The sequence below is a fragment of the Streptomyces avidinii genome, from assembly GCF_014650695.1.
Taxonomy (GTDB): domain Bacteria; phylum Actinomycetota; class Actinomycetes; order Streptomycetales; family Streptomycetaceae; genus Streptomyces; species Streptomyces avidinii.
In genome coordinates, this window is record NZ_BMVL01000007.1 from 214,856 (window position 1) to 226,716 (window position 11,861).

Sequence of the window (11,861 nt, forward strand, 5' to 3'; positions counted from 1 at the left end):
GATTGTGCCCCGCCAACCCCCGGGTGCGCACCGGGTACGGCGGGGACGGGGCTGCCCCCGGCAGCAGGAGATCACGAGGGCGGCGCGCCGCCCCGTCCGCGGGTGGCGGACGGGACCGCTCACGACGATCCACGGCCTGCGGCGGACCGGGCGGAGCCCGGCCACGACCGAGGGGTCAGCGGACCAGACCCCAGCGGAATCCGAGCGCCACGGCGTGCGCCCGGTCCGATGCACCGAGCTTCTTGAACAGCCGGCGGGCGTGCGTCTTGACCGTGTCCTCGGAGAGGAAGAGCTCGCGCCCGATCTCCGCATTGGACCGGCCGTGGCTCATGCCCTCCAGGACCTGGATCTCGCGCGCGGTGAGCGTGGGCGCCGCGCCCATCTCGGCCGAGCGGAGCCGGCGCGGGGCCAGTCGCCAGGTCGGGTCGGCGAGGGCCTGGGTGACCGTGGCCCGCAGTTCGGCGCGCGAGGCGTCCTTGTGCAGGTATCCACGGGCGCCGGCGGCGACCGCGAGGGCCACGCCGTCCAGGTCCTCGGCAACCGTCAGCATGATGATGCGGGCGCCGGGGTCGGCCGAGAGGAGCCGACGGACCGTCTCCACACCGCCCAGCCCGGGCATCCGTACATCCATCAGGATCAGGTCGGAGCGGTCGGCGCCCCAGCGGCGGAGGACTTCCTCGCCGTTGGCAGCCGTCGTCACACGCTCGACGCCGGGCACGGTGGCAACCGCGCGACGGAGCGCCTCTCGGGCAAGCGGGGAGTCGTCGCAGACGAGGACGGATGTCATGACCGCCCTCCGCAGCTGCTGATGCGCGTCACCTTGAGCCTCCAGGCTGGTACGTATCGTCACCTGTGCGGTCGATGCTCCCGGACACCTGTCCGAGAACTTGTTGGTTCAACCGCCTTCGCACTCTCAACGATGGTCACTCGAAAGAGTTACGGGTCGGACGGACACCTTCAGCACTCTACGTGAGGAAGCGATCACGGCGTTGGAGGCACGAGCCGACTGTCCTCCATCTGGAGCTATGCCCTATTTGGCGGCTTTCCTTCCGTTTGGCACGTGTCTGAGGCTAGATTCCCAATGAGTCATATTTACATCTACTCCGACAGTAGGTGTGGAGACATGGACCGTATCCGCCTCAGTACCGGCACCAAGAGGACTACCAATGGCAGATTTCTCCCGCCTCCCCGGACCGAACGCCGACCTCTGGGACTGGCAGCTCCTCGCTGCCTGCCGCGGGGTCGACAGCTCCCTCTTCTTCCATCCGGAAGGCGAGCGGGGCGCGGCCAGGAGCGCGCGCGAGGCCTCGGCTAAAGAGGTCTGCATGCGCTGCCCGGTCCGTTCGGAATGCGCTGCGCACGCACTCGCCGTCCGAGAGCCCTACGGGGTGTGGGGCGGCCTCACCGAGGACGAGCGCGAGGAACTGATGGGCCGCGCCCGGCACCGCCTGATCCCCGCGTCGAGTGCGATCGGACCGATCGCGCCGAACTGAGAGCACGACGAAACGTCAGAAGGAACGTTTCCTCGAATCACCGGCACCACCGGGCGTGTCGAGCCCCGGCCCGCGCTTCACTCGTTCGGCCCAACCAGGCCGCCCGACGTGTGCGCCCCCGGCCGCCGCCGGGGGCGTACGCGGGTCAGCGCGCGGCTGCCCGCTCCAGCTCCGCCAGGGTCGCGGCCACGGCCGGCACCCGGGCCAGATCGGGCAGGGTCAGCGCGACGACCTCCCGCTCGACCGCCGGCTCCACCGCCACCGTGCTCACGCCCTTGGCCCGTACGGACTCCACCGCGAGTTCCGGCAGCACCGCCACGCCCAGCCCGGCGCCGACCAGACCGACCACCGCCGGGTAGTCGTCCGTGGCGAAGTCGATGCGCGGGGTGAAGCCCACGCCCTCGCACACCTCCACCAGATGGCGGCGGCAGCGCGGACAGCCCGCGATCCAGGGTTCGTCCGCCAGTTCCGCCATGCCCACGCGCTCCGCGCCGGCCAGCCGGTGACCTTCCGGAACCAGCCCGACGAGCCGGTCCGTCAGCAGCGGCCGCACCACGAGGTCGTCCCATTCCGCGGCGGAATGGGCGGCCCCGCCGTAGCGGAAGGCCAGCGCCAGGTCGCAGTCGCCCTCGCGCAGCATCTCCACCGAACGCGGCGGCTCGGCCTCGACCAGTGAGATACGGGTCCCGGGGTGCTCGGCGCGCATCGCCGCGAGCGCGGTCGGCACCAGCGTGGAGCTGCCGCTGGGGAAGGACACGAGGCGGACCCGGCCCGCGCGCAGCCCGGCGATGGCCGCGACCTCCTCCTCGGCCGCGGTCAGCCCGGCCAGGATCCCCGCGGCATGGCGCACCAGGGCCTCGCCGGCCTGGGTCAGCCGCATTTCGCGGCCCGTGCGGATGAGCAGCGGAGTGCCGGCGGACTGCTCCAGCGCCTTCATCTGCTGGGAGACGGCGGGCTGGGTGCAGCCGAGCTCGCGGGCTGCGGCGGAGAAGGACCCGGTCCCGGCGACAGCGCGCAGAACCCGGAGATGACGTGCCTCGATCACCCTTCGAGCATAAGGCCTGCTTTGACTGCTGCGCGAATACCCCGGTGACGCTTTGGGGCTTCTCGGTTAGCGTGTGGTCCCATGGGCTCCATGCGTCTGATCTCCGTGAACCTCGGCCGGGCCGCGGCCGTCGACTACTCCGACGCCGAGGGCGGGGTGACGGGCATCGGCAAGCGCCCGGTCCCCGGACCGGTCCGCGTCGCCGCCCCGGGCCTGAAGGCCACCGGCCTCGGCAGCGGCCTGGAGGGTGACGCCGTCTGCGACCGGCGCCATCACGGCGGCGACCACCAGGCCGTCTACGCGTACGCCCGCGAGGACCTCGATCTGTGGGAGCGCACGCTGGGCCGGGAGCTGCCCGGCGGGATCTTCGGCGAGAACTTCACCACCTCCGGCATCGACCTGAACACCGCTCGGCTCGGCGACCGCTGGCGGGTCGGTGCGGACCTCGTCCTCGAAGTGGCCTCGGCCCGCATCCCGTGCCGGACCTTCCAGGGAGCCCTGGGCGAGGCCGGCTGGGTCAAGCGGTTCACGAAGGAGGCCCGGCCGGGTGCGTACCTCCGGGTGATCGAGGAGGGTTCGGTCTCCCCCGGCGACCCGATCGAGATCATCCACCGGCCGGACCACGAGGTGACGGTGCAGCTCTGGTTCCGCGCCTTCACCACCGAGCGGGCACTGCTGCCGCTCACCCTGGCCGCGGGCGGGGCGATGGAGCCGGAGGCCCACGAGCGGGTTCGCCTGTACGTGGAGAAGTACGGGACCGGGGCCGGGGCGAGGTAACGCCGTCAGCGGGGGAAGCTAGGTTGCGCCTATGACGACTGCGTTGATTACGGGATCCACGGCGGGCATCGGCGCCGCCTTCGCCCGGCGGCTGGCCGCCCAGGGGCACAACCTCGTGCTGGTGGCACGCGACACCAAGCGACTCGGCGAGCAGGCCACCGAGCTGCACGACCGGCACGGCATCGAGGCGGAGGTGCTGGCCGCCGACCTCTCCACGGAGGAGGGCATCGCGGCGGTCGAGCGGCGCCTCGACGACCGTACGCACCCGGTGGACCTGCTGGTCAACAACGCGGGGTTCGGCAACAAGGGCCGCTACCTGGAAGTCTCCATGGCCGACGAACTGACCATGCTGAAGGTGCACATCGAGGCGGTCCTGCGGCTGACCTCGGCGGCCACCGCGTCGATGCGCTCGCGCGGCCGCGGCGGCGTGATCAACGTGGCCTCGGTGGCCGCCTTCGTACCCCGCGGTACGTACGGGGCGAGCAAGGCCTGGGTCGTGCAGTTCACCCAGGGCGCGGCGCGGGACCTGGGCGGGTCCGGGGTGCGGCTGATGGCGCTGTGCCCCGGCTTCGTCCGGACGGAGTTCCACGAGCGGGCCGGGATGGGTACGGACAACATCCCGAGCTGGATGTGGCTGGACGCCGACAAGCTGGTGGCCTCGGCCCTGGACGACCTGGCGCGGGGGAAGACGGTGTCGATCCCGGACCCGCGGTACAAGGCGCTGATGGGCCTGGTGAAGCTGACGCCGCGCGGACTGCTGGGCGGGGTGTCCTCGCGCACGGGCCGCAAGTACGGCCCCCAGTAGCCCCGCAGACCACCCGGACGGCGCCCATCACAAGCGGCCGATCGGATGAAATCTCCCTAAACTGGATCTGTCCCATCCAGCGCGGGAGGCGACGCGATGACATTCGTACAAGTGATCGATTACGAAACCAGGCGGTTCGACGAGATGAACGCGCTCATCGACCGCTGGGCGGAGCAGAGCAGCGGCAGGCGCACCGCCACGCACACGATGATCGGCCAGGACCGCGAGGCGCGGAACCACTACGTGGACATGGTGGAGTTCGCCTCGTACGAGGAGGCCATGAAGAACTCCGGCCTCCCCGAGACGGACCGCATGTTCCAGGACATGGTGGCCCTCTGCGAGGGAATGCCGAAGTTCATGAACCTGGATGTCGTACGCGACGAGCACCTCAACAAGCAGCTCGCCGAGCGGGTGTTCCGGGAAGCGGCCATGGGCGGCGACATGAGCGTCCTCGACGAGTGCTTCGCGACGAACTACATCGACCACGACGTCAGCAAGGCGGAGTCCACCGTCATCGGACGCGACGCCATGCGGTCGGACATGGAGACGTGGCGCGCGGCCTTCGACATGACCTTCGAGCCGATGGCCCAGCTGGCCGAGGGCGACATGGTGACGACGGTGTGGAACTGGCGCGGCACCCACAAGGGCCCGTTCATGGGTGTCCAACCGACCGGAAAGACGTACGAGATGTCCGGGAGCACCACCTTCCGGTGCCTGGACGGAGAGATCGTCGAGGGCTGGTGGCACTACAACCCCGGCGCCCTGCAACGACAGATGGGCGGAACGGGTACCCCGTACGGAACCTGACGGTCCTGAAGCCCCCGGCACGGGGAAGGCCCCGCCCCGCGGCTGCGGGACGGGGCCTTCTCGGCGTGGTGCGTGCGATCAGTGGCTGTGGCCGTGACCGCCGTGGCCGTGACCGGCGTCGCCCTCGTCGTCCGCCGGCTTTTCGACGACCAGGGTCTCGGTCGTGAGCAGCAGGGAGGCGATGGACGCGGCGTTCTCCAGCGCGGAGCGGGTGACCTTCACCGGGTCGATGACGCCGGCCTTGACCAGGTCGCCGTACTCGCCGGTGGCGGCGTTGAAGCCCTGGCCCTTGTCGAGCTCGGCGACCTTCGAGGTGATGACGTAACCCTCGAGACCGGCGTTCTCGGCGATCCAGCGCAGCGGCTCGACGGCGGCGCGGCGCACGACCGCGACACCGGTGGCCTCGTCGCCCGACAGGCCGAGGTTGCCCTCCAGGACCTTCACGGCGTGGACGAGCGCGGAGCCACCGCCGGAGACGATGCCCTCCTCGACCGCGGCGCGGGTCGCCGAGATGGCGTCCTCGAGACGGTGCTTCTTCTCCTTGAGCTCCACCTCGGTGGCGGCGCCGACCTTGATGACGCAGACGCCGCCGGCGAGCTTCGCCAGGCGCTCCTGCAGCTTCTCGCGGTCCCAGTCCGAGTCGGTCGACTCGATCTCGGCCTTGATCTGGTTGACGCGGCCGAGGACCTCTTCGTGGCTGCCGCCACCATCGACGATGGTGGTGTCGTCCTTGGAGATGGTCACGCGGCGGGCGGAGCCCAGTACGTCCAGACCGGCCTGGTCGAGCTTGAGGCCGACCTCTTCGGCGATGACGGTGGCACCGGTGAGGGTGGCCATGTCCTGGAGCATCGCCTTGCGGCGGTCACCGAAGCCGGGAGCCTTGACGGCCACCGCGTTGAAGGTGCCGCGGATCTTGTTGACGACGAGGGTGGAGAGCGCCTCGCCCTCGACGTCCTCGGCGATGATCAGCAGCGGCTTCGAGGCGCCGGCCTGGATGACCTTCTCCAGCAGCGGCAGGAGGTCCTGGATCGAGGAGATCTTGCCCTGGTTGATCAGGATGTACGGGTCGTCGAGGACGGCCTCCATACGCTCCTGGTCCGAGACCATGTACGGCGAGAGGTAGCCCTTGTCGAAGGCCATGCCCTCGGTGAACTCCAGCTCCAGGCCGAAGGTGTTGGACTCCTCGACGGTGATGACACCGTCCTTGCCGACCTTGTCCATCGCCTCGGCGATGAGCTCGCCGACCTGCTGGTCCTGCGCGGAGAGCGCGGCCACGGCGGCGATGTCGGACTTGTCCTCGATCGGGCGGGCGGTCGCGAGGAGCTCCTCGGACACGGCCTTGACCGCGGCGTCGATGCCCTTCTTCAGGGCGGCCGGGGAAGCACCCGCGGCGACGTTGCGCAGACCCTCGCGGACCAGCGCCTGGGCCAGCACGGTGGCGGTGGTGGTGCCGTCACCCGCGATGTCGTTGGTCTTGGTCGCCACCTCCTTCACGAGCTGCGCGCCCAGGTTCTCGTACGGGTCGTCCAGCTCGACCTCGCGAGCGATGGTGACACCGTCGTTGGTGATGGTGGGGGCGCCGAACTTCTTGTCGATGACGACGTTGCGGCCCTTGGGGCCGATCGTCACCTTGACCGTGTCGGCAAGCTTGTTGACGCCGCGCTCGAGGGCGCGACGGGCGTCCTCGTCGAACTTCAGGATCTTCGCCATGGGAGCGGTTCAGCCCTCTCGAAAACTCGGGTTTAACGAGCTGCGCCCCTCGCCGCCCGGCAATCAGCGGGGTGACCAGGGGCGCAGCTCAAAGCAGTACTGATGAAGAGAATTACTTCTCGACGATCGCGAGCACGTCGCGAGCAGAGAGGACGAGGTACTCCTCGCCGCTGTACTTCACTTCGGTGCCGCCGTACTTGCTGTAGAGCACGATGTCGCCGACGGTGACGTCCAGCGGGAGACGCTGGCCGTCCTCGAAGCGGCCCGGGCCCACCGCGAGGACGACGCCCTCCTGGGGCTTCTCCTTCGCGGTGTCCGGGATGACCAGGCCGGAAGCCGTGGTCTGCTCGGCGTCCAGCGGCTGGACCACAATGCGGTCCTCAAGCGGCTTGATGGCAACCTTGGAGCTGGTGGTCGTCACGATCCGACCTCCCCCTTCGGAGATCCGGGGTTAACTGTCTGAGGTGGCGACCAGGTCGATCCGTCGTCGCGGGTGCCGGATCTGCCTGTCGCTGCGTTGGCACTCACCAGGGGTGAGTGCCAGGTGCGAGACTATTCCGGCGATTAGCACTCGGTCAAGCGGAGTGCCAATTCCCGACCCCCGGGCGTTGCGCGGAGCGGAGCCGGAACGCCGACCCCCGCGGGCTCACGAGCGTCGGGGATCACTACTCTCCACGGCATGACCAGGAGAAACGCCCAGCTGCGTTGGCGCGACATCATCTCGATCATCGTGAGCCTCGCGATCGGGATCTCCGCGTTCTCGTTGGCCGGACCGCGGCTGATGACCGAGCTGACGGGGGTCGAGGGCAACTTCCGCGCGGAGCAGTGCCGGTGGCAGAAGGACTACGACGGGGTCCGACAGCGGGCGTGCGTCGGCTCCTTCACCGCCGCCGACGGATCGTTCACCATCCGGCGGATCGCGGCCGAGGACCTGTTCGCCACGGACCCGACCGGGCCGGTGGCCTCCCGGGTGAGCGGCCCGTCGGCCGACGAGGCCGTGCGGCCGGGGCTCATGTCGCTGGCGCCCCTGCTGGGCATCGGGCTGATCGGCTTCGCGTTCCCGCTGTGGGCCCTGATCGCAGGCACCCTCGACCTCCTGGCCCGCCGCCGGGCCGCACGGCCCCGGCCCGAAGAACCGCACGAACGCCCTTCCGATCTCCCTACCGCCCCCGGTACGGCCAGGACGAACTCCGGCGTGCGATGGATCCATTCCGTCCCGATCGCCATCAGCATCGCTGCCGGGATCTTCATGTGCCACGCGGCCGCGCCGCGGCTGATCACCCAGCTCACGGGAGTGGACGGCACGTTCCTCGCGGGGCGCTGCGCCTGGGGGGACTTCGATTCCGACGGGGACCGGACGATGACGTGCGCGGGGGACTTCACCGCCTCCGACGGATCGTTCACCCTCCCCGGGATCAAGATCGACGGGGTCTTCGACCATCGGCCGGACGCACCGGTGGCCGCCCGCGTGAGCGGGCCGTCGACCGACCACGCCGTGCAGATGGACCTCGTCGGCTCGCTCGCGCCGATGGGCCTGGGGCTGACCGCCTTCGCGTTCCCGGCCTGGGCCCTGACCGCGGCCGCCCGCGACGCCGCCGACCGCCGCAGACGCCGCCGAACAACCCCGCCGCCGACTGCCGGGGGCAACCCGGACTCATGGGGCCCCCTCCCGTCCACGTAACCCCTGCGGGGTTGCTCGGCGGTGTGCGGGTGCCGCCCGGCGCGGGTTGCCCTGCGGGCGGCTCCACGGGGCTCCGCCCCGCACCCCGCGCCTCAATCGCCGGCGAGGCTTGATGTGCCGGATCCCGGGTGGGTCGGGGCCCCGCACGAGGGTCTCCTCGGCTCGGCGCGCGCGGGCACGGTCCAGCCGTACGGGGTGGTCGCGCCTCGTCCTGCGGGGACCCTCCTGCGTGTCCCCGCCCCACGGCCGACTTCGACCGGGTCGGCCCCGTGGGCGGACGGCTCCCGGCGGCTTGGACGGCGGAGGGGAGTGGGGACGTGCCGGGGTGTCCCCGCAGGACGAGGCGCGACCACCCCGTCATGCCGAGACATGCCCGCGCGCGCCGAGCCGAGGAGACACCCCGGCACGGCCCCACGCACCGACCCCCGCCGACCCCGCCGCACACCCCAGCCACACCGCCCACTGAGGTGCGGGCCCGCACATCCAGCCTCGCCGGGGGTCCGGGCAGAGCCCGACGGGAGCCGGGCGAAGGCCTTCTCGGTCCCGCGCGACACCTTCGTCGACATACCCGGCCATGGCAAGGACAAGATCAAGAAGGCGTACGGGCTGGCGAAGGAGAAGAAGCAGGAGCAGCTCGCCGCGCAGGGCGTCAAGGACAACCGGCGGCTTGAGCGGGACGGCCGGGAGGCGGGGCGACCTGGACCGGACGAAGCGGCAGCAGGCTTCCTCGCGGGTGCGACGAAGAAGCTGAACTCCGCCGGGACCTTCACCGACCCGGCGAAGCTGATCAAGCTGATCGAGGCCGCGAAACAGGACGTGGTGACCGACGAGGGCTGGGATCTGCTGGGGTTCGTGAAGCAGGCGAAGAACCTGTCCGGGGGGAAGGTGCAATTCACGACCCTTCCCATCGAAGGCTTCGGAAGGAACCATGGGGAGGAGATCAACGTCGTAGATGATATGAAGATAAAGCGCCTCATTGCCGACCAGATCGGACCCAAGGCCTCCACCGGCCCCGGCGCAGCGTCCTCACCCTCGTCCTCGCCCCCGTCGTCGCCCCCGTCGTCGGCGGAGGCGGCACCCCCGCGGTCATCGCCGCCCCCCTCACCGCCCTCCCCGCCCGCTTCCCGGGACGGTGGCGGTATCCCGTGCGTGGACTGAAACCCCTGACGACCGCGGTCGCCCGCCGGCGCACCGAGGCGCTGCTCCTGCTCTTCGTGATCGCCATCGCCGTCTTCGGCCACGCCGCCGCGGGCCTCGCCATGAACGACGAGCTGCCGCCCAACCTCGCCGGGTTCACCATCAGCATGACCTTGCTGTCGCTGGTGGGGCACCTGGGCGTGCGCCGCTTCGCCGCCTATGCGGACCCGCTGATCCTCCCGCTCGCGATGCTGCTGACCGGTCTCGGCCTGGTGCTGCTGCACCGCCTCGACCAGGGCTACATCGAGCGCTACAACTCGGACGCCAACGCCCCCGGCCAGCTGATGTGGACGGTGGTCGGGGTCGCCGCCTGCCTGCTGGTGCTGGCCCTGCTGCGTGACCACCGGCTGCTGCAGCGCTTCATCTACATCACGATGGCCGTCGCGCTCGTGCTGCTGATCGCGCCGGCCTTCTTCGGCGCGGACACCTACGGCGCGAAGCGCTGGATCAAGCTCTTCGGCTTCTCGCTGCAGCCCGGCGAGTTCGTCAAGATCATGATCGCGATCTTCTTCGCCGGGTACCTGGTCATCCACCGCGACTCGCTGGCCCTGACGGGCCGCAGGTTCCTGGGCGTGCGGCTGCCCCCGATGCGTCAGCTCGGCCCGATCGTCACGGTGTGGATCGTCTCGATGCTGGTCCTGGTCTTCGAACGCGACCTCGGCACGTCACTGATCTTCTTCGGTGTCTTCGTGGTGATGCTGTACGTCGCCACCGAACGCACCAGCTGGATCGTCTGCGGCCTGCTCATGGCATCGGCGGGCGCCTTCGTGGTCGGCTCGACGGAGCCGCACGTGAAGGCACGCGTGGCCGCCTGGCTCAACCCGCTGTCGTACTACTCGGAGACCCGCCCGGCCGGGATCACCTCCGACCAGTCGGCGCAGGCCCTGTTCAGCTTCGGCACGGGCGGCATCTCCGGCACCGGCCTCGGCATGGGCCACCCCGAGCTGATCGCCTTCGCCGGGCGCAGCGACTTCATCCTGACCACGGTGGGCGAGGAGCTGGGCCTGGCCGGGGTCATGGCCGTGCTGTTCCTCTACGCACTCCTCGTGCAGCGGGGGCTCCGGATGGCCCTCGGGGCCCGCGACCCGTTCGGCAAACTGCTCGCGGTGGGCCTGGCCTCGGCGCTCGCCCTGCAGGTCTTCGTGGTCGCGGGCGGCGTGACGGGCCTCATCCCCCTGACGGGCAAGGCCCTCCCCTTCCTGGCCAAGGGCGGCTCCTCCCTCCTGGCCAACTGGATCATGATCGCCCTGCTCCTCCGCATCAGCGACAGCGCGGAACGCCAACGCGAGGCGGACACCCACGGCCCGGTGGAAACGACGATCACCCCGGTGGTACCGGCGGCGGGGGTCGGGGCGGGTCCGGACGGGGGCTGAGCGGGGACGGGGCGGCCGGAGATGCCCCGCCCGGTCGGGCGCGAAAGGGCACGACCGAGAGACGGGCCCATGGGACCGGCCTCCCGGGCCGGTGGGCGCACCGAATCGCTACGCGCTCCTCGGGTCCCAGCGTCTCCAGCCCGTCCTGGGCCGGCCACCCACGACCTGTTGAAGCAGCTCAGTCACGCGAGCGACACCCGTCCGGGACTGCGTCTGCTGTCGGACGGGCGCTAGGCGGAGGCGACGACCTCGCCGGCTGTGACCTGCGGCGGGTTGGGCAGGAACTGTGCCAGGTTGTCGCGTACGAAGTGCGCTGCCCGCTCGATCGATTCGTCGGCGCCCGCACGATCCCGGAAGACGCTGGTGGACACCATCACCCCGCCTCCGGCATCCACCCAGAAGTACGCCACGAAGCCGGGCACCTGGCTCATGATCGGCACGAACCCCTCGTCGACGATGCGCCCGGCTTCCGCCGGGTCGGTCACGCCTTCGTACCGCCGGACTGCTGCGTACATGGTGGATCTCCTCAACGGTGCTTGGCGTCGTTGCGAAGAGTGGGTACCCGGACCGGCGCGTACATGACTCACGCGGCGCCCTGCAATCACCGGAAGGGACCTCGCCCGCTCGCGCGAACGGCGGCGTCCCTCAGGGTGCGGCCATGGATGCCGCCGTACTTCACCGCAGGACGTACGTGCACGACGAGTGCGTGCCGCCGAAACTTTCGGATCTTGTCGGCCGAGCCCGCGGCGTCCGGTGCCGTGCATCGCACGGCGGAGGGTCGCCCTTGTACTGGACGTACCGGGGCGCGCCCGACAACGCAGCGAGGTGCGGTGCCGGACGCCGCGGGCCCGGCAAGATGCGGAAGGGGCGACCTAGGCGTCGAAGTCGTACTCCAGCACGTAGGAGGCGGAGTCCAGCGTCATCTCGTTGACCTCGACGACCCGCCCACCCTCCGCGAATGCAGTGCGGACGA

12 protein-coding genes and 1 pseudogene are annotated in these 11,861 nt (G+C 70.4%); 7 read left to right on the forward strand and 6 right to left on the reverse strand.

Going from position 1 to position 11,861, the window contains the following annotated elements; genetic code table 11:
* Window positions 1–175: 175 nt before the first annotated feature.
* Entirely contained in the window at window positions 176–787 is a 612-nt protein-coding gene (locus tag IE257_RS20050; RefSeq protein WP_003948568.1) for a response regulator transcription factor, read from the reverse strand.
* Between the two features lie 379 nt (window positions 788–1,166).
* Here IE257_RS20050 and IE257_RS20055 point away from each other — a divergent pair, with 379 nt between their 5' ends.
* Entirely contained in the window at window positions 1,167–1,493 is a 327-nt protein-coding gene (locus IE257_RS20055) for a WhiB family transcriptional regulator (protein WP_030011164.1), read from the forward strand.
* Window positions 1,494–1,638: 145 nt separating this feature from the next.
* Here IE257_RS20055 and IE257_RS20060 read toward each other — a convergent pair whose 3' ends face one another.
* Window positions 1,639–2,538, reverse strand: a complete 900-nt coding sequence (locus IE257_RS20060; protein WP_030767402.1) for a LysR family transcriptional regulator — start codon at window positions 2,536–2,538, stop codon at window positions 1,639–1,641.
* A 90-nt stretch (window positions 2,539–2,628) separates the two neighbouring features.
* Here IE257_RS20060 and IE257_RS20065 point away from each other — a divergent pair, with 90 nt between their 5' ends.
* The 3 genes from IE257_RS20065 (at window position 2,629) to IE257_RS20075 (ending at window position 4,927) form a co-directional block, all read left to right on the forward strand.
* On the forward strand, window positions 2,629–3,315 hold the full coding sequence (locus tag IE257_RS20065) for an MOSC domain-containing protein (RefSeq protein ID WP_189970558.1): 687 nt from the start codon (window positions 2,629–2,631) through the stop codon (window positions 3,313–3,315).
* A gap of 31 nt (window positions 3,316–3,346) precedes the next feature.
* The gene (locus IE257_RS20070; RefSeq protein WP_189970560.1) at window positions 3,347–4,120 is read left to right on the forward strand and encodes an SDR family NAD(P)-dependent oxidoreductase; all 774 of its coding nucleotides are present in this window, start codon (window positions 3,347–3,349) and stop codon (window positions 4,118–4,120) included.
* 111 nt (window positions 4,121–4,231) lie between these two features.
* Window positions 4,232–4,927: an ester cyclase gene (locus tag IE257_RS20075; protein ID WP_308279491.1), complete on the forward strand. Its 696-nt coding sequence runs from the start codon at window positions 4,232–4,234 to the stop codon at window positions 4,925–4,927.
* A 78-nt stretch (window positions 4,928–5,005) separates the two neighbouring features.
* On the opposite strand, the gene groL is transcribed toward IE257_RS20075, so the two are convergent.
* Together groL and groES are read right to left on the reverse strand one after the other, a co-directional pair.
* A complete protein-coding gene (groL, locus tag IE257_RS20080) occupies window positions 5,006–6,637 on the reverse strand; it encodes a chaperonin GroEL (RefSeq protein WP_189970564.1) in 1,632 nt (543 codons plus the stop codon).
* Window positions 6,638–6,749: 112 nt separating this feature from the next.
* On the reverse strand, window positions 6,750–7,058 hold the full coding sequence (groES, locus tag IE257_RS20085; protein WP_030389102.1) for a co-chaperone GroES: 309 nt from the start codon (window positions 7,056–7,058) through the stop codon (window positions 6,750–6,752).
* A gap of 258 nt (window positions 7,059–7,316) precedes the next feature.
* Between groES and IE257_RS20090 the strand changes: the two genes are divergently transcribed.
* From IE257_RS20090 to IE257_RS20100, 3 genes are all read left to right on the forward strand, one after another.
* A complete protein-coding gene (locus tag IE257_RS20090) occupies window positions 7,317–8,318 on the forward strand; it encodes a hypothetical protein (RefSeq protein ID WP_189970565.1) in 1,002 nt (333 codons plus the stop codon).
* A 369-nt stretch (window positions 8,319–8,687) separates the two neighbouring features.
* Window positions 8,688–9,476 (forward strand): LCP family protein, encoded by a 789-nt coding sequence (locus IE257_RS20095; RefSeq protein ID WP_189970567.1) that lies wholly within the window; start codon window positions 8,688–8,690, stop codon window positions 9,474–9,476.
* On the forward strand, window positions 9,464–10,888 hold the full coding sequence (locus tag IE257_RS20100; protein WP_189970569.1) for an FtsW/RodA/SpoVE family cell cycle protein: 1,425 nt from the start codon (window positions 9,464–9,466) through the stop codon (window positions 10,886–10,888). The genes IE257_RS20095 and IE257_RS20100 overlap by 13 nt, the downstream gene beginning before the upstream one ends.
* 230 nt (window positions 10,889–11,118) lie before the next feature.
* On the opposite strand, the gene IE257_RS20105 is transcribed toward IE257_RS20100, so the two are convergent.
* The gene (locus IE257_RS20105; protein WP_189970571.1) at window positions 11,119–11,403 is read right to left on the reverse strand and encodes a hypothetical protein; all 285 of its coding nucleotides are present in this window, start codon (window positions 11,401–11,403) and stop codon (window positions 11,119–11,121) included.
* A 357-nt stretch (window positions 11,404–11,760) separates the two neighbouring features.
* A pseudogene (locus tag IE257_RS20110) lies at window positions 11,761–11,861 on the reverse strand (GntR family transcriptional regulator); the annotation flags it as partial.